At 63.3% G+C, this 20,787-nt stretch carries 15 protein-coding genes; 9 read left to right on the top strand and 6 right to left on the bottom strand.

Annotated elements, in window-relative coordinates:
• Positions 1-15 precede the first annotated feature (15 nt).
• The gene (locus tag LF599_RS04500; protein WP_279522447.1) at positions 16-999 is read left to right on the top strand and encodes a bifunctional riboflavin kinase/FAD synthetase; all 984 of its coding nucleotides are present in this window, start codon (positions 16-18) and stop codon (positions 997-999) included.
• Between the two features lie 5 nt (positions 1,000-1,004).
• Complete coding sequence (locus tag LF599_RS04495) at positions 1,005-2,894, top strand: chloride channel protein (RefSeq protein ID WP_279522446.1); 1,890 nt, start codon at positions 1,005-1,007, stop codon at positions 2,892-2,894.
• A gap of 7 nt (positions 2,895-2,901) precedes the next feature.
• Here LF599_RS04495 and LF599_RS04490 read toward each other — a convergent pair whose 3' ends face one another.
• Entirely contained in the window at positions 2,902-4,071 is a 1,170-nt protein-coding gene (locus LF599_RS04490) for a hybrid sensor histidine kinase/response regulator (protein WP_279522445.1), read from the bottom strand.
• A gap of 95 nt (positions 4,072-4,166) precedes the next feature.
• On the opposite strand from LF599_RS04490, the gene LF599_RS04485 reads away from it, so the two are divergent.
• From LF599_RS04485 to LF599_RS04460, 6 genes are all read left to right on the top strand, one after another.
• The gene (locus LF599_RS04485) at positions 4,167-4,715 is read left to right on the top strand and encodes an O-acetyl-ADP-ribose deacetylase (protein ID WP_279522444.1); all 549 of its coding nucleotides are present in this window, start codon (positions 4,167-4,169) and stop codon (positions 4,713-4,715) included.
• Between the two features lie 9 nt (positions 4,716-4,724).
• A complete protein-coding gene (hslV, locus tag LF599_RS04480; protein ID WP_269941600.1) occupies positions 4,725-5,264 on the top strand; it encodes an ATP-dependent protease subunit HslV in 540 nt (179 codons plus the stop codon).
• A gap of 256 nt (positions 5,265-5,520) precedes the next feature.
• A complete protein-coding gene (gene hslU / locus LF599_RS04475) occupies positions 5,521-6,906 on the top strand; it encodes an ATP-dependent protease ATPase subunit HslU (RefSeq protein ID WP_279522443.1) in 1,386 nt (461 codons plus the stop codon).
• 13 nt (positions 6,907-6,919) lie between these two features.
• A complete protein-coding gene (speB, locus tag LF599_RS04470; protein ID WP_279522442.1) occupies positions 6,920-7,741 on the top strand; it encodes an agmatinase in 822 nt (273 codons plus the stop codon).
• A gap of 75 nt (positions 7,742-7,816) precedes the next feature.
• Positions 7,817-9,217, top strand: coding sequence for a sensor histidine kinase (locus LF599_RS04465; RefSeq protein WP_279522441.1), 1,401 nt, complete (start codon positions 7,817-7,819; stop codon positions 9,215-9,217).
• A gap of 26 nt (positions 9,218-9,243) precedes the next feature.
• On the top strand, positions 9,244-9,441 hold the full coding sequence (locus LF599_RS04460) for a 4-oxalocrotonate tautomerase family protein (RefSeq protein WP_279522440.1): 198 nt from the start codon (positions 9,244-9,246) through the stop codon (positions 9,439-9,441).
• Positions 9,442-9,454: 13 nt separating this feature from the next.
• Here LF599_RS04460 and LF599_RS04455 read toward each other — a convergent pair whose 3' ends face one another.
• The 4 genes from LF599_RS04455 to LF599_RS04440 all read right to left on the bottom strand — a co-directional run bounded on the left by LF599_RS04455 (position 9,455) and on the right by LF599_RS04440 (position 15,143).
• Entirely contained in the window at positions 9,455-11,560 is a 2,106-nt protein-coding gene (locus LF599_RS04455) for an acetate--CoA ligase family protein (protein WP_279522439.1), read from the bottom strand.
• A 75-nt stretch (positions 11,561-11,635) separates the two neighbouring features.
• Entirely contained in the window at positions 11,636-12,007 is a 372-nt protein-coding gene (locus LF599_RS04450) for a hypothetical protein (RefSeq protein WP_269941603.1), read from the bottom strand.
• A gap of 45 nt (positions 12,008-12,052) precedes the next feature.
• Positions 12,053-14,347: a mechanosensitive ion channel domain-containing protein gene (locus LF599_RS04445; RefSeq protein ID WP_279522438.1), complete on the bottom strand. Its 2,295-nt coding sequence runs from the start codon at positions 14,345-14,347 to the stop codon at positions 12,053-12,055.
• A 70-nt stretch (positions 14,348-14,417) separates the two neighbouring features.
• Positions 14,418-15,143 (bottom strand): MBL fold metallo-hydrolase, encoded by a 726-nt coding sequence (locus LF599_RS04440; RefSeq protein WP_279522437.1) that lies wholly within the window; start codon positions 15,141-15,143, stop codon positions 14,418-14,420.
• A 141-nt stretch (positions 15,144-15,284) separates the two neighbouring features.
• On the opposite strand from LF599_RS04440, the gene LF599_RS04435 reads away from it, so the two are divergent.
• Positions 15,285-17,300 (top strand): hydantoinase/oxoprolinase family protein, encoded by a 2,016-nt coding sequence (locus tag LF599_RS04435; protein ID WP_279522436.1) that lies wholly within the window; start codon positions 15,285-15,287, stop codon positions 17,298-17,300.
• Positions 17,301-17,304: 4 nt separating this feature from the next.
• On the opposite strand, the gene LF599_RS04430 is transcribed toward LF599_RS04435, so the two are convergent.
• Positions 17,305-20,625 carry a cache domain-containing protein gene (locus LF599_RS04430; RefSeq protein WP_279522435.1) on the bottom strand — a complete coding sequence of 1,107 codons (3,321 nt, stop codon included), beginning with the start codon at positions 20,623-20,625 and terminating at the stop codon, positions 17,305-17,307.
• Positions 20,626-20,787: the final 162 nt, after the last annotated feature.

Raw genomic sequence — 20,787 nt, 5'->3', positions numbered from 1 at the left:
AGGAACGCCCATAACATGATCGTCGCAAGGACCATTCAGGACATCCGGGACGTCATCGCCGGGTCATGCGTGACCATCGGCAATTTCGACGGAGTCCACAAAGGCCACCAAAAGCTCATCGCGTTGACCTGCGAGCGCGCCAAGGCCCGTGATCTCACCAGTGTCGTCGTCACTTTCGATCCGCACCCGCTGCGGGTGCTTCGCAATGACCGCACCCCCCCATTCATCACCCTGACCGAACAGAAGCTGGCGCTCATCTCCCAGCACGGACCGCAGGTCTGCCTGCTGCTCGAATTCAATATGGACATGGCGCGGCTCTCTCCCGAGGAATTCGTCAAGACCTACCTTGTGGACGGGCTGAGCGTGCGGGACATGATTATCGGCTACGACTACCACCTGGGCAAGGGACGGGCCGGAAACTTCGAGACCCTGTGCGGCCTCGGCGACAAATACGGATTTACCGTGGACAGACTCGACCCCGTGACCATCGACAACGCCATCGTTTCCTCCACCCGCATCCGCGACCTGGTCCAGGCGGGCCACGTCTGGGCCGTGCGGCCCCTGCTCGGCCGGTTCTACCAGGTCAAGGGCGAGGTGGTGCACGGCATGAACCGCGGCGGCAAGCTCCTCGGCTTCCCCACGGCCAACCTCAAGCTGGTTGACGAACTCTTCCCCAAGCTCGGCGTCTACGCCGTCTGGGCCGAAGTGGACGGCGCAGTGTACGAGGGCGTGGCCAACATCGGCCGGAACCCGACCTTCGGCAACGACGCCATCTCCGTGGAAGCGCACCTGCTCGACTTTTCCGGCGACATCTACGGGACCGATATCCGGGTCCATTTCGTGCAGCGAATCCGCGATGAGAAAAAGTTCGGCAGCCTGGAAGAACTCAAGGACCGCATCGCCAGGGATGTCGAGCTGGGCCGCCAGATTCTGGCCCAGCCCGAAGCGGCCATCAAACTGACCCAGCCGGTTTTCGGCCGCGCCCCGGAGGTCAGGTAAGCCTCATGCCTTTCCACCGCCTGATTAACTACTGGAAAGAATTCGTCAAATCCTACCGCACGGTGACCTCCTTTCGCTGGCTGGTCATCGGCGTGGTCGTTGGCGCCCTGTCGGGCCTCGTGGCCGTGGGCTTCTTCTGGCTAGTGGAGGCGGGCAAGTTCTTCATCCAGCACAACCTGGCGGGCATCGTCTCCCCGGAACCGGCAGGCGAAGGCATCTTCGAAGGCCCGGCCGGACAGTACCGGCCCTGGGTCATCCCGGCATTCACCACGGGCACGGCCCTGCTTACCGGCTGGCTGGTCAAGACCTTCATCCCCGAGACCATCAACGGCGGCACCGACGGCACGGACGCGACCATCAATGCCTTCCACAACCAGGGCGGCATCATCAAAGCCCGCGTCGCCATCATCAAGGGACTGTGCTCGGTCCTGACCATCGCATCGGGCGGCTCCGCCGGACGCGAGGGCCCCATCACGCAGATGGGCGCGGGCGTGGGCTCCTGGATGGCAAAAATCCTGGACATGTCCGCCAAGGAACGCCGGATGCTCCTGCTCTCGGGCGCAGCGGGCGGCCTGGGAGCCATTTTCCGCGCGCCGTTGGGCGGCGCATTGACCGCCGTGGAGGTCATCTACCGCGAAGACTTCGAATCCGAGGCCATCCTGCCCTCGGTCATGAGTTCGGTAGTCTCCTACTCCATTTTCACCTTCTTCTACGGCACCGATCCCATCTTCGCCATCCCGCGCTTCACCTTCCATGACCCGCGCGAGCTGATCTTCTACGCCCTGCTCGCCTTTGTCTGCGCGGGCGTCGGCTGGCTCTACGTCAAGACCTTCTACACCATTAAATACCATGTCTTCTTCCCCCTCAAGGAGAAGATCGGACTGGTCTGGTCCATGGGCCTCGGCGGCTTGGCCATGGGACTTTTGGGCATCCTGTACCCCTACACCGCCACCCACGGTCTGGTCACCGGCGGCATCCTGTCCGGCGGCTACGGCTGGCTCGAACTGGCCATCCTCGGCCAGATTCCCGCGCTCGGCATGTGCTACATCATCATCGGCAAGACCCTGGCCACCTCCGTGACCATCGGTTCGGGCATGTCCGGCGGCATGTTCGCGCCCGCCCTGTTCGTGGGCGGCATGTCCGGCGGCCTGGTCGGCAAGATCGGCCATCACTTCTTCCCGAACATCGTCACCCAGCCCGGCGCGTACATCCTCGTGGGCATGGCCGCCTTCTTCGCCGGAGTCGCCAACGCCCCCATCGGCCCGCTCATCATGGTCACCGAGCTGACCCAGGGCTACGGCCTGCTCGCGCCCCTCATGCTCGCCTCGGCCCTGTGCATCGTGCTCGGCCGCAACTACTCGCTTTACGAGCACCAGGCCGAAAACAAGTTCGACTCCCCGGCCCACACCGAGGACGCGACCATCAACATCCTGGAACAGATGCAGGTCTCGGACTTCTACACCCCGGGCGACGTCATCGTCCTGGAGGAAGGCACCACTCTCAAGGCCCTGACCGACATCATCGCCAACTCGGACCAGTTCTACTTCCCGGTTCGCGGGGAGGACGGCAGCTACGTGGGCATGGTCTCCATCCACAACGTGCGCAACTGGATGTTCGAGGAGGACCTGCACGACCTGGTGGTGGTACGCGATCTCATGTCGCGGCCGGTTTACGTCCGACCGGACTACGACCTCTATCAGGCACTGCTTCGCTTCGTGAACACGGACTACGGCCAGATTCCGGTGGTCTCCAAGACCGACACGTCGGACATCCTCGGTCTCATCAACCGCGACGACGTTTTCCTGGCCTATGCCGAGGCCATCGCCCAGGTAAAGAGCGAAGGACAGGCCGAGGCCGGTCTGAGCGCGGAATTGCAGTCGCCCGCCAAGGGATAGGACTTTCTCAGGCCAAAGGCAGATCGAGCAGGACCGACGTGCCCTGCCCGCCGTCCTTTTCCGAAGTCGTTGCAGGGGATTCGACCCGCAGGGTTCCGCCGTGCTCGTCGCAGACGACCCGCTTAACCTTGGTCAGCCCCATGCCCACCCCCCGCGCCTTGGTGGTAAAGAAAGGATCGGTCACATAGGGCAGAATCGCGCCGTCGATCCCTGGCCCGTCGTCGCTTAACTGTATGCCGTAACGGGCGCGGTCAGCTCCGCCCCAGCCCGGCGCCGCCTCCGCGCCGCCGCGAATGCTCAAACATACTTCCCCGTTCCCGCCAAACTCAAGGGCGTTGATCGCGATCTCGGCGAGGGCCATGACCACGATCCGCTCATCCACACGGACCAAAGCGGGTTGCAATGCGCTCTCCACACGCAGCCTTTCAGGCTCACCGACGGCTTCCCGCGCACGGGCCAAAGCCGCCTCCACGAGCCCCTCGACCCGAACTTCGTGAAAAGCCCCGGCCGACAGGGACACGTACTCGCTGACATCGCCCACCAAACTCTCCAGCCGCAGGCTGTCCTCGCGCACGGCCTCGGCGTAATCGGCCAGCCTGCTGCCCTCAGGAGCCCTGCGCAGCAACAGCCCCGCCATGCCGCCAATGGACATGACCGGGTTGCGAATCTGATGAGCCATGGCCGCCGCGAAATGCTTGAGGCTTTCCACCCGCTCGCGCTGGGCCTCGACCACCTCAACGGTCCGTTCACGGACCAGTTCCTCCAGGGCCGTGTTCTGACGCTGGAGTTGCTCCCTGGCGCGCTTGAGGTCGAGGTGGGTCCTGACCCTGGCCTGGACCACCGGCGGGCTGATGGGCTTGGTGATGTAGTCCGAGGCCCCCAGACGCAGCCCCCTGGCCTCGTCATCCGGGGCGTCCAGGGAGGTCACGAAGATAACCGGGATGTCCTGCGTCGCCGGGTTGGACTTGAGACGGCTGCAAACATCGTGGCCGCTCATGCCGGGCATCATCACATCCAGCAAAATCAGATCGGGCCTCGGCTCGCTCGCGGCCCGCTCCAGAGCGAAGGCTCCGTCCGTTGCCGCCAGCAGGGTGTACTGCGAATGCAGCGCCTCGATCATTATGGTGATATTCTCGGGCTGGTCGTCCACAAGGAGTATGGTTTCAGTCTTGTTCATTGTTCCCAGCATAGCACGATCCAAAAGCGGCAGAAAGGTTTTCCGGCCGGGGCCCTCTTGCCATTTCGCACAGAGGCCTTACCTTTCCTACCGTCATGCAGAACACATGGAGCGCAGGCCCCGGACGGCTCTCCGTCCGCGAAGGCGACATCACCCGGCTCACCGTGGACGCCATCGTCAACGCGGCCAATTCCGAGCTGGCCGGGGGCGGCGGCGTGGACGGAGCCATCCACCGCGCCTCGGGCATCCGCCGACTCCAGACTGCCTGCCGGGAGATCATCCGCGAAAGAGGCTCCCTGCCGCCCGGCGAGGCGGTCATCACCCCCGGTTTCGATCTGCCTGCGCCTCACATCATCCACACCGTCGGCCCCATCTGGCGCGGCGGCGTCAACAACGAGCCGGGGCTCCTCCGCAACGCCTACCGGAACTGCCTGCGGCTCGCCCATCAACACGACATCCGAACCATGGCCTTCCCGGCCATCTCCTGCGGCGTCTACGGCTACCCTGTCGAGGACGCGGCGCGCATCGCGCTCAAGACCCTCAAGGAAGGGCTTGAAACGGAGCTGGTGAACGAGGCGGTCATGGTCCTGCACGGCGAGACGGCCTTCCGCATTTGGTCGCGCGTCGCCGAAGACATTCTGTAAGGAGAATCCATGGAACTCAGAGGAACCACCATCGTTGCGGTCAAGGACGACAACGGCACCGCCGTGGCCGGAGACGGCCAGGTGACCTTGGGCCAGAGCGTGGCCATGAAGCACACCGCCCGCAAGGTGCGGCGCATCTACAAGGACAAGGTCACCATCGGCTTCGCCGGGGCCACCGCAGACGCCTTCACCCTGTCCGAGCGGTTCGAGACCAAACTCGAAACCTACTCCGGGAACCTGCTCCGCGCCGCCGTGGAGTTGGCCAAGGACTGGCGCACGGACAAGTACCTACGCAAGCTCGAAGCCATGCTGCTCGCCGCCGACGGCGAACACATCCTGATAATCTCCGGCACCGGCGACGTCATCGAACCCGACGACGGCGTGGCCGCCATCGGCTCGGGCGGCTCCTACGCCCTGTCGGCGGCCCGCGCCCTGCAACAGAACACCGACCTCCCGGCCGAGGCCATCGCCCGCAAGGCCATGGAGATCGCGGCCGACATCTGCGTCTACACCAACAACCACATCACCATCGAGACGCAGGCGAAGTAGTTCGAGACCAATATGTGAGAGGGAAACTTTCGAAAAAGTTTGCCTCTCGCGCTCTCCCTTCAAAGCTTTTTGGGTCACGCCGCCTGGAAGGGACGAGAAACTTGAACAGACGACAGAGCGGCGTGGAGGGTACGTCCTCGAAAAGACGTGCCATATAATCGAGAACACTCCCACGCCGACAGGCGTGCGATAAAAAAGTTTAGGAGATTCTTAAGACCCTTTTCCAAAAGGTGCTTAAGCCGCCGGAGGCATCCACATGAGCAATCTGACACCGCGTGAAATAGTATCGGAACTGGACAAATACATCATCGGCCAGGAAGCGGCCAAGCGGATGGTCGCCATCGCCATGCGCAACCGCTGGCGCAGACAGCAGCTCGACCCTGAGTTGCGCGACGAAATCGCGCCCAAGAACATCATCCTGATGGGCCCCACGGGCGTGGGCAAGACCGAAATCGCCCGCAGGCTGGCCCGGCTGACCAACTGCCCGTTCTTCAAAGTCGAGGCCACCAAGTTCACCGAGGTGGGCTATGTGGGCCGCGACGTGGAGTCCATGATCCGCGACCTCATGGAAATCGGTGTGAACATGGTCCGCAAGGAAGAGACCGCAAAGGTCCGCATCAAGGCCGAAAAGAACGCCGAGGAACGGCTCCTCGACCTGCTCCTGCCGGGCAAGAAACCGCAGTCCGCTGGCCCCATGGGATTCTTCTCGGGCGGCCAGAACGGCGAGGTGGAGAAGATCGAACCGCCCAAGGAGGACAACACCCGCGAAAAATTCCGGCAGATGTTCCGCTCGGGCCAGCTCGACGAACGCGAGGTCGAGATGGAGGTCACGGTCCAGAGCGGAGCGAGCGTGGAGATCATGGCCATCCCCGGCATGGAGGAGATGGGCTCCAACCTGCAAAACGCCTTCTCCAACATGTTCCCCGGCAAGCGCAAGGCCCGCAAGATGAAGATCAAGGACGCCTTCCAACTGCTCATCGACGAGGAGGCCGACAAGCTCATCGACCCCGACGCCGTCAACGAGTTGGCCCGCGAGCGCGTGGAACAGCAGGGCATCCTGTTCATCGACGAGATGGACAAGATCGCCTCGCGCCACGACCAGAGCGGGGGCGGCTCGGCCGACGTGTCCCGCGAAGGCGTGCAGCGCGACCTGCTGCCCATCGTGGAAGGCAGCGTGGTCAACACCAAATACGGCATGGTCAAGACCGACCACATCCTCTTCATCGCGGCCGGAGCGTTCCACTTCGCCAAGCCGTCCGACCTCATCCCCGAGCTTCAGGGCCGCTTCCCCCTGCGCGAGGAACTCGCCTCCCTGCACAAGGCCGAGTTCTACAAAATTCTGACCGAGCCGAAAAACGCGCTGACCGTGCAGTACAAGGCCCTGCTCAAGACCGAAGGCGTGGAGGTGGACTACACCAGGGAAGCGCTTGAGGAGATCTCGGCCATGGCCGAAAAGATCAACGAGGAGACCGAAAACATCGGCGCGCGCAGGCTCTACACCATCATGGAAAAAATCCTGGCCGTCCTCTCCTACGAGGCCCCGGACAAATCCGGCAGCAAAGTCGTCATCGACCGCGACTACGTGGTGGAGCAGCTCGACCACGTGGTCGAAGACCGCGACCTGTCGCGCTACATCCTGTAGGTTCTAAACCGCCATGAAGCGTATCCCCGTCATCGGCGTCCCGCTGGACCGAAACTCCTCCTACCTGCGCGGCCCGGCAAAAGGACCGTTCGCCCTGGTGGAGGCGTTGCACTGCGATTCGGCCAACCTATGGTCCGAGACCGGCCATTGCCTGGACGGTCTGCTGGAACACAGGGGCGCGACGGGGCTGGGCGACGATCCGGCCGCGGCCTTCGCGATAATCGAGAAGACCGCGGCCGAAGCGGCAAAAAACGGCTCCACGCCCATCTTCCTGGGCGGAGATCACTCCGTGACCTATCCCCTGGTCAAGGGCCTCGGGCGGACATTGGGCGATTTCGCCATTCTGCATTTCGACGCCCATCCGGACTGCTACCACGAATTCGAGGGCAACCCGCATTCCCACGCCTGCCCGTTTGCGCGGATCATGGAGGAAGGGCTGTGCGCCCGGCTCGTCTCGGTGGGCATCCGCACGGCCAACGGCCACCAGAGGGAACAAAAGGAAAAGTTCGGCATCGAGTGGCTGGAGATGCGCGACCGGGCGTCCTGGCCGAAGCTCGCCTTCGACACCCCGGTCTACGTCAGCGTGGACCTGGATGCGCTGGACCCGGCCTTTGCGCCCGGGGTCTCGCACCACGAACCGGGCGGGCTCTCCACCCGGGACCTGCTGGACGTGCTCCACGCCCTGGACACGCCCGTGATCGGGGCGGACATCGTTGAGCTCAACCCGGACAGGGACCTCAACGGTGTCACGGCCATGACCGGCGCGAAGATTCTGAAGGAGATCGCCGGAATGATGCTATCCGCCGATTCAGACCGCGCGGTCTCCCCGTTCTAATCCCCTTTGCCGAATCCAACCCGTCTGCTATGTTCTGCTGGAAGAGGCCGCAACCGGCCTGGGGAGCTTGAGCACATGCCCGCACGCGGCCGCAAGAAACACACTGCCCGCATCCCTCCCGGAGGGCTGCGCTGGCTGATTTTCACCAAACAGAACCGGAGCAGGCGAAACTTTCCCCTGCTCGGCATTCTGCTCCTGGCCGTCCTGGGGGCCGTGGCCCTTCCCCTGCTCAATTCGCTCGTCATCTACCCGGCGTACACCAAGATATTGGTCGGGACCTTCGAGGACTCCGCCCGGCGGCTGGCCGTGCTGACCATTCCTCCGTCCATCAAGCACACCCGCCTCAACGCAACGGTCCTGGACACTCCCCGGTTCCTGGCCGACGTCTATCGGCTGGAAACGGACTTCGGGCTGCTCAAGGTCAGGGTGTTCTCCCCGGGCGGCACGATCCTCTACTCCACCGACACGCAGGAGATCGACAGCGTGGAATCCGGGCCGATCTTCACCGACCTGGTGTCCAAGGGCAGGCGATACGCCCATCTCGGCGTTTTGCGAAGCGAGCCCATTCGCGGCCAGGCCGTGACCATCGACACGGTGGCGGCCTTCGTCCCCCTCATGCGAGGCGGAGCCTTTCTCGGGGCCTTCGAACTCGTTTTCGACGTGACCAGGCCAAAACACAATCTGGATAGATTCAACGCCTACGCCACGGCGGGGACTTTTGCCATCAGCTTCTGCCTGCTGGCCGCTGTCCTCTTCCTGGTCCGCCAGGAAGCGGCCAAGGAACACAGTCGGCTTCAGGCCGAAAAACTGCGCGAGGACGTGGACCAGATCACCCGGCACGACATCAAGTCCCCGCTCCTGGGGATGCTCAACGGCATCACCTACCTGGAAAGCTTCACCAATGTGGACCAGGAGCAGCAGGAAATGCTCAACGACATGCGCCACGCCGCCAACACCGGCATGGACCTGATAAACAGGTCACTCGACCTCTACAAGATGGAAGCGGGCAACTACGACTACGCTCCCGCGGACGTGGACATCCTGTCCGTGTGCCGCAGAGTGGTGCACGACCTGTCCGAGCTGGCCCGCGCAAAGGGAGTGCCCGTGCGGACTGTCTACGGGGAAAAACCGCTCGCCCCCGAGGACGTCCTGTCCCTGTCCACGGAGGAGAACCTCTTCTATTCGGTGCTGGCCAATCTGGTGAAAAACGCCATAGAGGCGTCGCAGTCCGGCGAAACCGTGGACCTGCGCATACGGGCCGACAAGGAGTTCACCGTGGCCGTGCACAATCCCGCTCCGGTGCCCGAGGCCGTGCGCGCCAATTTCTTCGACAAGTTCGCCACCGCCGGGAAACGAACCGGCACGGGCCTCGGCACCTACTCCGCCCGGCTCATGGTCGAAGTCATGGGCGGCCGCATCCACATGCATTCTTCCGAGGAGGACGGCACCACCGTGGCCGTCGCCCTTCCCCTTTGATCCCGACTCCGACAAGCGAGGTAATCATGCCGTTCGTCAACATCCGCATCACCAAGGAAGGCGCCACGGCCGATCAGAAAAAGCGGCTCATCCAGGGGGTGACCGACCTTCTGGCCGATGTGCTCGGCAAAAACCCGAAGACCACCTTCGTCATCATCGACGAGGTGGACACGGACAACTGGGGCATCGGGGGCGAAAGCGTCACCGAGCTCAGGAAACGTTGACAACGGACGGGAGCTAGACGCTCAGGGTCATGCGCACATCGGCCACCATGGCTCGCTCGTGGTTGACCAGGACCGGATTGAACTCGGCCTCCAGCACCTCGGGCAAATCCTGGGCCAGCCGGGACATGACCATGATGATGCGCTCCAGCGCGGCGAAGTTCACGGGCTTTTCGCCCTTGAGCCCCTTGAGCAGCATATAGGACTTGATCTCCCGCACGATCTCGAAGGCGTCCTGCCTGGACAGGGGCGCGAGCTTGAAGGAAATGTCCTTCATGATCTCCACGTACACCCCGCCCAATCCGAACATGAGCATGGGGCCAAACTGCTCGTCCCGCTTGAATCCGATGATGACCTCGCGCACGCCGGGAGGCGCCATCTCCTGGACCAGGCAGCCCGCGATGTAGGCGTCGCGGCGCATACGCTGCGCCCGGGCCGTGATCTCCTTGAAGGAGTCTTCGACCTCGGCCGCGTTGTACAGGTTGATCTTGACCCCGCCCACGTCGGTCTTGTGCGAGATGTTCGGCGAGGCGATCTTGAGGACCACGGGATAGCCGATCTCCTCGGCGGCGGCCACGGCTTCCTCGGAAGTGCGGGCCAGCCGGGTCTTCGGGGTGGGCAGGTTGTAGGCTTCAAGGACATGCCTGGCTTCGAACTCGACCACCTCGGCCTGCCTGCGGCGCAAATGGTCGTCGATGACCCGGCGCACGGCCTCCATGTCCCGTTCGACCTCGGCATATTCCGGTTCCGGGCGGTTCTTCCACAGATAGTACTGGTACATGGTCTCGATGGAGCGGACCGCCGGTTCAGGGAAGGCGTAGCACGGAACGCCCGCCTCCATGAGCATCCGCCGCGCACCGGCCACACGAATCTTGCCCATGAAACAGGCGAAGACCGGCTTGGACCACTTTCTGGCCGTGCGGATGACCGCTTCGGCCGCTTTTTCTATCTCCACCGAGGCGGTGGGCGTGAGCAGGACCAGAATGGAGTGGACCATGGGGTCCTCGCCGATCACGTCCAGAGTCTGGCGATACCGCTTGGCGTCGGCATCGGCCACGATGTCCACCGGGTTGTAGAAGGCGGCGTAACTGGGGAGAAATTCCTGTAGCTTCTCGATGGTCCTGGGCGACAGCTCGGCCATGGATAGCCTGGAACGGTCGGCGGCGTCGGCGGCAAGGATGCCCGGTCCGCCCGCGTTGGTGACCACGGCGAGATTCGGCCCCTTGGGCAGGGGCTGGTTGGAAAACGCCTGGGCCAGATTGAACAGGCTGGCGACATCCCCCACGCGGATGACTCCGGACTGATGAAAGGCCGCCGTGTAGCTCTGGTCCGATCCGGCAATGGCTCCGGTATGGGAAGAGGCCGCCTTGGCCCCGGCCGCAGTGGTGCCCGCCTTTATCATGATTACCGGCTTGTTCAGGCTGGCCCGCCGGGCCTGCTTGAGAAACGCCTCGCCGTGCTCGACATTCTCGATGTAGCCGAGGATGACCTTGGTGGCCTCGTCCCGGTTGAGATATTCGAGCATGTCCGCCTCGTCCAGGACCGCCTTGTTGCCCAGGGAGATGAACTTGGAAAAACCGATGTTCGCGCCCAGGGCCCAGTCCAGGATGGCCACGCACAAGGCCCCGGATTGGGAAAAGAACGCGATGGAGCCCAGGCCGGGCAGACTGGCCGCAAAGGACGCGTTGACCCCGGCCGCGCCGTTTATCATGCCCAGGCAGTTTGGCCCGAGCAGGCTGATGCCGTACTCTTCGCACGCCGCCTTGAGCGCCTGCTCCAGGTCGTACCCTTCCTTGCCCGCCTCCTTGAAACCGGCGGTGATGACGATGGCCGACTTGGTCCCGATGGCGCCTAGGCTGCGGACGGCCTCCACCACGGCTGCGGGCGGCACCGAAATAACCGCCAGATCGAGGCCGCGCGGCAGGTCGTTGATATCGGTGACGACCGGCAGTCCCTCAATCGTCCCGCCCTTGGGATTCACGGGCAGGAGCTTGCCGGTGTACCCGGCCGAAAGCATGTTGGTCACGATGGTATGCCCCACCTTGCCGGGTGTGGCGGACGCCCCGATGACGGCCACGGCATCGGGGTAGAAGAACGCTTGAAGATTGTCCTTGGGGGTCAAAGGCTGGGCTCCTGGTCGGTGTGGTCAATGCGATGGGCCACCCTAACCTGAAAGAGGGCGCAAGAAAAGCCGCGATCAACGCATGAGCCAGGCCACGGCGGCTTCTTCCTTCTCGAACACCTGACAACTCAGGGAACGGTTCCGATAGACTGTCTCGCAGGCCCGGTAACGCGCTCTCCGGCGGGGATCGCACAGACAGGCCGACCGGCCGCCGAGTATCTGGACATCATGTTTTTCAAGGTGGTTGGCCACTTGAATGATATCATGCGGCTCCAAACGGAAATCAAGATTGCGCTCATCCATGAGAAAACGGGTGACGTTTGAATCCAGCGCCTTGTGCACCATGGCGCGTACCTTGCGCAACAGCTCCTCCGGCGTGTCGATCCTCCCGACGACCGTCCCTGCCACATATCCGTTGCGCGTCTCGAACAACAGGTCGAACGACATTATTATTCCCTGACCGGGCCGGGGCGCGCGCCCCGGCCCGCCCTTCTATTTCTTTTTCTTCTTGGCCGCCTTTTCGTCGGCCAGAATCTGTGAGGCGGCGGCCGCCACATGAGCCTCTTCCTCCGGGGTCAACCGCTCCCGATCGGGGATGTGCACGGAAACCCTCGGCTTGGCGAACTCGATACCCGCCTCGGCAAAGTACTTGCGCATCTTGGCCAGGACCAGCTTGCGCAGGGTGAACTGCCCGCCGGGCTTGGTCATGAACTTGACCCGCATACGCATACCGTATTCTTCCATGGCCTTGACGCCCTGGCTCTTGATGTCCGAAAGCATGAACTCGTTGAGCTCGGGGATGGCCCGAATTTCCTTGTTGATCTTCTTGATGATCTTCTTGATCTCGCCCAGGTCCGTGTCGAACGGAACCAGATACTGCAACTTCATCACCGCCCAGTCGCGGGTCATGTTCTGGACCTCTTTGATGGAGCCGAACGGGATGGTGTACAGCGGTCCGAGATGATGCCGCAGCTTGAAGGAACGGACCGAGATCTCCTCCACCGTGCCCGTGGCATTGCCCACGATAATGTAGTCCCCCACCCGGAAGGCGTCGTCCATGAGGAAGAAGATGCCCGAGATAATGTCCTTGACCAGGGTTTGAGCGCCGAAGCCGATGGCGATGCCGAAGATCGACGCGCCCGCGATGAGCGGCCCTATGTCCACGCCGAGCGAGGAAAGGATTATCAGCACGGAGACCACGGAGATGGCCACGAAGATGAACTTCTTGACCAGTTGCAGCAGGGTGGCGAAACGGTCGCCGCCCGGGCCGCCGCCTCCTTCTCCCTCGCCATGGTCCTCTTCCTGTCCTTCCTTGGCCTTGAGCCGCTTCTCGATGTAGCCGGAAATGAAGACCCAAAAAATGTAGGCCAGCACCAGGGTGAGCAGGATATCCAAGCCAGCTCCCACCGTGGCCCGCCCGAAGGCCAGATTCACGCCCCATATCTTGAGCAGCAGGAAGGCGGCTCCGGCCAGTACCAGGATACGAAATCCCAGGGAAAGAAATTGCTGGAACTTCCCGATGCGGACCATGCCATCCTCCGGGGATTTCCCGTCCTCGTCGTCGACCGGGACGTCCGCCAGCCCGACGGCGAAACCGACCAGCCGCCGGCAGGCCCAGTCCACCAGCAGGTAGGTCGGCACCAGAAGCAGGGTATACACGCCGGTAAGCATCGCGTTCTCGCCGAAGACGAGCAGCGCCACAACCCAGAAGAACCAGAAGCCCATGGCGTAGACGATAACGCCCACATGCCACGATCCGGCCAGTTGATGGCGCAGGGTATGGGGCGGCACGGCCCTGCGGATGGCCTCGGCCACCCGCGGCTTGTTCCACAGGGCGAGCAGGCTGGTCATGACGGCCACCACGAACCCGGTGCCCGCCACGATAAGCAGATAGACCAGTTCGCTGCCGCGGGCCATGTTCACCAGGGAGCTGCAAAGAATGCCCACGGCCACCACCCAGGCGATGCGCATGGTCCACTTGTAGAGGTACAGGGCAACGTCGTCGCCAAAGGGCAGAAGACGGATGGACCCCATGCCCGGAGCCAAAACGAACCGGGCGGCCAGCCGGACTATCTCCACCACGAGCATGGCCGCGAGCCAGACGAAGATGACCGGACGTCCCTTGTCCGGCTCATTGAAAATCATGAGGTAGGGAATCAGGGTAATCAGGGCCACGCCGGACACGGCGACCAGGCCGAAGATTCCCCTCAGCAGCAACCGCCCGAACTTGACCGACAGGGGAGCGCGGTCCTCCACATCCTCAATACGGGCGCGCAATCCGGCCGTGCGGCGGAATACGAACCAACGCGCGAGAAACCACAGAACCGTGACCGCCAGCAGCCCGATTCCAAGTTCCCCGGGCTGGCGGGCATCCCCGCCGAGCAGGGACTCGCGGAAGGTTTCGGGCAACAGCCTGGGGGCCTGTGTCACGCCGGAAAAAAGATAGGCGAACCGCTCGCGGACCTTCTGGACGAACTGTCTCGTCTCGATGATAACTCCGGCCACGCCGCCAGGTCCCGGATCGGGCGCAGGCGGGGTCGCGTTCTTGCGCAATTCCTCGATGAGCAATCGGCGCACCTGCTCGTCGCTCATGGAAGCCAGAATGGCGTTGAGCTGGTCCGCAGTGGCGTCAGGGGGGATACCCGCCTCGGGAGAGTCTTCCCCGGCGGCCGTGCCGGAACCGGCGTAAAGCATGGCCTCCGGCGAAGCGCCGGAAGCGAAGCCGGGTACGGCCAGATGGCAGAACAGGCACAGGACCACGACAAGATACATGGTTCGTTGATGCATGACGTCCCCCGAAACAGTTGACTGAACAGTTACACCCGCACTTTTAGCTAGCGTTCCAAATAGTTGTAAACTAAAAATGGAATTGCTTCGAATCCCCCATCCCGGAGTAGGAAAACACTCGCGAGCGCCCCTGCCCCGACTCCCCCGCCAGGACGGACAACGCCGAAACGTCGCCGAAGGTATGCATGGGCACGAACACGGGCGCGCCGATGATCCGGCACGCCTTCACGCCCCCGGCCAGATTGGGAAGCCTCGGATCGACATCGGCAAAGGCCACATGCGGCTTGAAGTCGCGCGCCCGCTCCATGGCCTCCCGGAAAAACCGTTCTGTGAACGCCGCCTCGACGGACGACGCGCCCGGCCATATCCACTCGGCCAGGTCGCCGCCGTGGAAGAAACGGAAGCCCCCGTCCTCCACCAGGAAGGCCACGCCCAAATCATTGGACATCAGGGTCTCCACGGACATGCCTCCGAATTCATAAACCTGGTCCGGCTCGACCAGAAGCGTTTCGCCGTTCCCGGGCACGGCCTCGGGTCTGAGTTCGTCCACGTCGTCCGAAATCACGTAGCGGACCCGCGAGGCGGAACTCGTCACCGAGGCGAGGTTCCCGTTGCAATGGTCCCCGTGACCGTGGGAGATGAACACAACGAGATCGTCGCCAGCCACGGCCCTGCGGACCAAATCTCCCGCGCCCTCGGGCAGATGCTCGTCCTCGGGATAATCGAACAGGAAGGTGCGCCGGTCCGTGCGCAGGACAAAGGCGTTGTGATGGATGTAGATGATTTCGCACTGCATGGGACGCCCCCTGTATTTTCCCCCACCTAACACAAAGCGCACTCAGTGTCCCCATTACCGTCAACGGACGGGAAGCCCCGGTTCTGGCGGACCGCGCCCGAATCCTGTATCGTCGCCGCAGAACGCAAAGCAGGAGGCTTCATGCTCACCATCGGCGTCGACACCGGCGGCACATTCACCGACTTCACCTTCGTCAACGGCCGGAAGACCGGCACGTACAAGACCCTGTCCACGCCGCACAATCCGGCGGAGGCTGTCCTTTCCGGACTGCGCCGCATCCTGGCCGAGCAAATCCCGGGCGCGACCCTCGGTGACACGCCCATGGCCGTGGTGCACGGCTCAACCGTGGCCACCAATGCCATCCTCGAACGCAAAGGCGTGCCCACGGCCCTGGTGACCAACGAGGGCTTCACCGACGTCATCGAGATCGGCCGCCAAAACCGCGCCGCCCTCTACGATCTGCACTACCGGCGGCAGCCGCACATCGTGCCCGCGCACATGCGTTTCGGCGTGCCGGGCAGGGTCACTTCGGAGGGCGATATCCTTGAGCCGTGGGACGAGGAAGCGGCCGCCCGCGCCGTGGAAGAAATCAAGGCGTCCGGGGCGGAATCCGTGGCCGTCTGCTTTCTGTTCTCCTTTCTCGACCCGTCCCACGAAAAAAGCATGGGCGAGACGCTCCGCAAGCTCGGCCTGCCCGTCTCCCTGTCCCACGAGATACTGGCCGAATTCCGCGAGTTCGAACGGACCTCGACCACCGTGGTCAACGCCTACGTCTCGCCGATCATGACCCGCTACCTGACCGCCCTGAAGAACGGGCTCGGGCAAAACGGCGAACGCGGTCCGGGGCTGCGGATCATGCAATCCAACGGCGGCTCCATCTCGGCGGACACGGCCATGCGCGAGTCGGTGCGGACCATCCTGTCCGGCCCGGCCGGCGGCGCGGTGGGCGCGCTCTCCCTGGGGCGCGCCGCCGGATTCGACCGACTGATAACGTTCGACATGGGCGGCACCAGCACCGACGTCAGCCTCATGGACGGCGACCTGCCCATGACCATGGCCTCCTCCATCTCCGGCTACCCGGTGAAGGTGCCCATGATCGACATCCACACCGTTGGCGCGGGCGGCGGTTCCATAGCCTCGCGCGACCCCGGCGGTTCGCTGGCCGTGGGCCCCGAAAGCGCGGGCGCGGCCCCCGGCCCCATCTGCTACGGCCGGGGCGGAACAAGCGTGACCGTGACCGATGCCAACCTCTACCTGGGGCGCATCGTTCCCGAACGGTTCCTGGGCGGAGCCATGTCGCTGGACGCCGAAAACGCGCGGCTCGGCATCGAGGATCTGGCCCGGGAGCTGGGGCTGCCGCCCACGGAACTGGCCGAAGGCGTCCTGGCCGTGGCCAACGCCAACATGGAGCGGGCCATCCGGGTCATCTCCGTGGAAAAGGGATTCGATCCCCGGGAGTTCACTCTTTTCTCCTTCGGCGGCGCGGGTGGTATGCACTGCGCCGAGCTGGCCGGACTGCTCGGCATGACCCGTGTTCTGATCCCGGTCGATCCCGGCATTCTCTCTGCCACGGGAATGCTCCTGGCCAACGTGGTCAAGGATTACTCGCGCACGGTCATGCGCCCGGCCGAGGAATTCTCCGGTGGCGAAACGGAAGCCGCTTTCGCCGAGCTGGAGCGGGACGGGCTGGACGAACTCGCCGCCGAAGGCGTGCCCCCGGAACAGGCCGTCCACGAGCGTTTTCTGGATATGCGGTACAAGGGCCAATCATTCGAGATCGTGGTCCCCTTCGGCCCGGACATGATCGAGGCATTCCAGACCATGCACGAACAGCGGTACGGCTACCGCAACGAGGACAAGCCGGTGGAGGTGGTCAACGTCCGCCTGCGCAGCCTGGGGCGTTCGGAACGCAAGCCCCCGGAACCGGGCGAAATGGGTGGGGAGGATGTCCCGCACGAAGCGCGTCTCGGCAAACAGAAGGCAATCTTTCAAGGCGCGGCGCTGGACGCCGACATCCTCGACCGGACGAAGCTCAAGCCGGGCAACCGGTTCTCCGGGCCGGCCATCGTCACGGAGTACACCTCGACCATCGTGGTCCCGCCCAACGTCGAAGCGCGCGTGGACCTGCTGGGCAACCTGGTTCTGGACCTCGGCTGACGGATCAGCCCCGGCCGCCGGGCAGGATGATGTGAAAGACCGCGCCGCCTCTGCCGGAACTGGCCCAGACGCGGCCGCCCAGCTTTTCCACGACCATGCGGCACAGGGCCAGGCCAAGTCCCGCGCCCTTGCTTTCGTTCACCAGGGTATCGCCGGTCTCCACCTGGTGGAACGGCTTGAAAATCGCTTCGAGCTCCTCTTCGGGAATGCCCTTGCCCGTGTCGGCCACGGTAACTTCCAGCCCGCTGCCGTCAGGACTGGACACGCGCACGACAATGCTTCCGTCGCGAGTAAAATTGCAGGCGTTGCTGAGCAGATGGCCGAGCACCCGCTCAAGGTTCTCCGGCAGCACGTTGATCTCGGGCAACCCCTCCTCCATCTCCAGGCTCACGGACAGATTGCTTCTGTCGCAGCATTCGGCGCGAGCGTCCTCCACGGCCCGGGACACGGCGTCGGCCACGGAATAGGTCTCTTCAGTGCGCAGATCGCCCCCCGCCTCCATGTCGGCCAATTCCATGAATTGATTGACCAGCAGGTTGAGACGCCTGCCCTCCTGCTCCATAACGTCCAGATTGTGGAACGTCCGCTCCAGCCCGCCTTCGTTGCCCGAACGTTTTCCAGCCCGGGCCAGGTCCTTGCGGACCAGGGCGGCGAAGCCGAGAACCGAAGTCAGCGGCGTGCGCATGGCGTGTGACACGGTGGTCAGGAAGGACGACTTGAGATCGTCGAGGCGGGTCAACTCAGCGTTGGCCCGCTTCAACTCCTTGGCCTTGAGGGCCAGAGCCGAGGTGCGCTCCGCGATGATCCCCTCAAGGTCCTCCTCGGCGCGCTTCAGGGCGGTAATGTCCACCAGCGAGACGAGGTCGGCCGGTTTGCCGTCGACTTTTGTGGTTCGCGAATGAATTTCCACCCACTTGACCCGGCCTGTCGACGTCACCGCCCGCCAGGAGTAGGACTCGACCACACCGGACTCCCCGGCCTGTTTGAGGCGGGCCTGGGCCATGACGAACTCGCTGTCGTCGGGATGCAGGAACCGGCTGAAACCGGCCGGAGGCAAGGCCATAAGCTCGTCCACGGACGTTTCGAGAATATCCGCCGCGGCCTTGTTGACAAAAATGACCCGGTCGTCCTGCAGGACGCACAGCCCGAGCATGGTCTGCTCGGAAAAAGTCCTGAACCGCCCCTCGCTCTCGGTCAACTTGTCGAAAATCAGGGTCGCGTTCAGCCCGTCGGACAGACGGCGTCCCACTTCCGTGAACAGCCTGATCTCGTCGTCGGTCCAGACCCGTGCGTCGCGGCAGCAATGCAGCCCGAGAACCCACGGCTTGCCCACTCTCGGACGGATGGCGAACATGAGTTGAGAACGGACGCCGCACTCCTTCAACACCTCGTCCGGCATGTCCGCCCCGTCCGGCGCATAAAAGGCCAGGGCCTTGCGGCTGTCGAGAAGCGCCCGAAAATCCTCCTTCGCCTTCTCGCCCGCCGGAATATCCCTGCCTTCCATCTCTTCGCAAACATACTCCGGCGCGGCCCGCACAACCTTTACGCGGATGAAATCAGCATTGGGATCGCAGGGATGCACCAGCCAGGCGCGGTCCGCTCCGAATGCATGGAGTATGGCCTCCACCGTGGCCCCGAGCATGTCCATGGTGCCGGTCCCCGTGTGCATGGCGCGATCTATCCGCTCCAGGGTTTCGAGGAAATGCAGATAGTTGTAATATTCCTCCTCGGCGTGTTTCCGAACGGTTACGTCGAAAATCACGCCGTCCATGCGGGCGGGCTCGCCCTGTTCATCGTGAAGAATCCTACCGCGCTCGGAAAGCCACCGGACCTCGCCATCGCGGCGGATGATCCGATAGTCCGTCATGTAGGTCAGCCCTTGTCCCAGCCTTTCACGTCGGGAACGGGACACCCATTCCCGATCCTCGGGATGAATGATGGACTGGAATGTCCGCCCTCCGCCTTGAACAAAATCGCTGGCTGGATACCCGGTCACGTCGAAAACGGTGTCGCTGACGAAACTGTTCACCCAACCGTCCTTGAAGTCGCTGTGATAAATGATGCCGGGGATGTTCGACACCAGCGAGCTGAACCGCTCCAGGCTCTCGGAAAAGGCCTCCTGAACGGCCTGCCGTTCGCCGACCATGCGATTGGCGGCCTCGGCCAGGGACTTGAACTCGCTGTAATCCAAGGAATCGACGTCGATCTCGCCACGGCCGGAGGTGGCCCGCTCCCAGACCTTGGTAAACGAAGCGACGTTGTTCTCTATGTTGTGGGACAGCCGACGGGAAAAATACAGGGCCAGAAGACTGAGAACGGCCATACCGGACAAGATGAGCAGGGCGCGGTCCAGGATATGCCGTTCGAGCAGCTTGCGTTTGAGTTCGATAACCCGCTCGACGTCGCCGACAAAGGCCCCGGTGCCCACGTACCAGCCCCAATCCGGGACAAGCTTGACGTAGCTGACCTTGGCCTCGTTGCGCTGGCCGTCCAGGGGCGGCATGACATAGGCCACGAAGTCGCCTCCCCGCTTCGCTGCCGCGATCAGCTCCTGAACGATTTTCACGCCGTCGGCATCGGCTATATGCCACATGTTCCGGCCTCGCGCCGGGCCGAGCAGCGACTCGCCGTCCAAAGTCCCGGCGAACAGGGAACCGTTCTTGGCGTAATGGATGGAGGCCAGCCGCCGAAGAGCCTCTCCCCTGACCGATTCCTCGGCCATTTCAAGACAGGCCCCGGCCACCACGCGCAGCCCCATGGTATTGAAAGAGCCGACCTTGACGAGCAGCGTGTAGGGATTCATGCCATGGGCGGCCTTGAGCACCAGCCTGCGCTGGCCGCTGTTCACGCCATTGAGCTCCGCGCTCACCTTGGATAGCGCGTCCTCGCGATCAACCCACTTGGGGAAAGGGGAAAGGAGGTAGATGGTATTGCCGCGGATGGCGTAAAGCCGGGCCCCGTCGCGATCCAGAGCGGCCATCAGGCGCACTGCGGCGTTGCGTCCCTCCACAGCTTCAACGCCCATATCACGGGCCAACGTCTCAGTGAACGCCCTGACATCACGCACCCTTGAATCGAGATCACGGGCCAGAGCGTCGGCCGCCGACCGCCTGAGGTCGGCCACCAACTCCACGACTTCCTCGACTTCCTCGCGGACCTCGTTCCGCCGTTCCTGGTAGTGCTCCTCGCGAATCCGGTCGGCATCCGCCTTGAAATCAGCGTACATGGAATACAGCCACACGCCTCCGATCAAGAGGATGGATATCCAGGACACGGCCACCATGCCCAACAGTCCGGCTCCGCCGATGGTCCGCCCCTTCCTCACCCGACAAGCCTCCCCTGTCCTGATCGCGCAACGACTGCCCGTTGATTTGATGAACAAACTCTACCGAATAGACCACAATACCAACCTCCCCAGGAAAAGCCACCCCATTGTTTTCCATCCCCCCCGCCCCAACCTCCTTCTTTTATCTTGACCACTCCCCAT

It is taken from the genome of Pseudodesulfovibrio thermohalotolerans (assembly GCF_021353295.2).
GTDB classification, from domain to species: domain Bacteria; phylum Desulfobacterota; class Desulfovibrionia; order Desulfovibrionales; family Desulfovibrionaceae; genus Pseudodesulfovibrio; species Pseudodesulfovibrio thermohalotolerans.
The sequence above is the reverse complement of the archived record's forward strand: the minus strand, read 5'-3'. Positions and strand labels throughout refer to the sequence as shown.

What these genes read in the sequence shown, in the direction of transcription:
- LF599_RS04500 (WP_279522447.1), top strand. Translation starts at nt 16, where the DNA reads ATGATCGTCGCAAGGACCATTCAGGACATCCGGGACGTCATCGCCGGG.
- LF599_RS04495 (WP_279522446.1), top strand. Translation starts at nt 1,005, where the DNA reads ATGCCTTTCCACCGCCTGATTAACTACTGGAAAGAATTCGTCAAATCC.
- LF599_RS04490 (WP_279522445.1), bottom strand. Translation starts at nt 4,071, where the DNA reads ATGAACAAGACTGAAACCATACTCCTTGTGGACGACCAGCCCGAGAAT.
- LF599_RS04485 (WP_279522444.1), top strand. Translation starts at nt 4,167, where the DNA reads ATGCAGAACACATGGAGCGCAGGCCCCGGACGGCTCTCCGTCCGCGAA.
- hslV (WP_269941600.1), top strand. Translation starts at nt 4,725, where the DNA reads ATGGAACTCAGAGGAACCACCATCGTTGCGGTCAAGGACGACAACGGC.
- hslU (WP_279522443.1), top strand. Translation starts at nt 5,521, where the DNA reads ATGAGCAATCTGACACCGCGTGAAATAGTATCGGAACTGGACAAATAC.
- speB (WP_279522442.1), top strand. Translation starts at nt 6,920, where the DNA reads ATGAAGCGTATCCCCGTCATCGGCGTCCCGCTGGACCGAAACTCCTCC.
- LF599_RS04465 (WP_279522441.1), top strand. Translation starts at nt 7,817, where the DNA reads ATGCCCGCACGCGGCCGCAAGAAACACACTGCCCGCATCCCTCCCGGA.
- LF599_RS04460 (WP_279522440.1), top strand. Translation starts at nt 9,244, where the DNA reads ATGCCGTTCGTCAACATCCGCATCACCAAGGAAGGCGCCACGGCCGAT.
- LF599_RS04450 (WP_269941603.1), bottom strand. Translation starts at nt 12,007, where the DNA reads ATGTCGTTCGACCTGTTGTTCGAGACGCGCAACGGATATGTGGCAGGG.
- LF599_RS04445 (WP_279522438.1), bottom strand. Translation starts at nt 14,347, where the DNA reads ATGCATCAACGAACCATGTATCTTGTCGTGGTCCTGTGCCTGTTCTGC.
- LF599_RS04440 (WP_279522437.1), bottom strand. Translation starts at nt 15,143, where the DNA reads ATGCAGTGCGAAATCATCTACATCCATCACAACGCCTTTGTCCTGCGC.
- LF599_RS04435 (WP_279522436.1), top strand. Translation starts at nt 15,285, where the DNA reads ATGCTCACCATCGGCGTCGACACCGGCGGCACATTCACCGACTTCACC.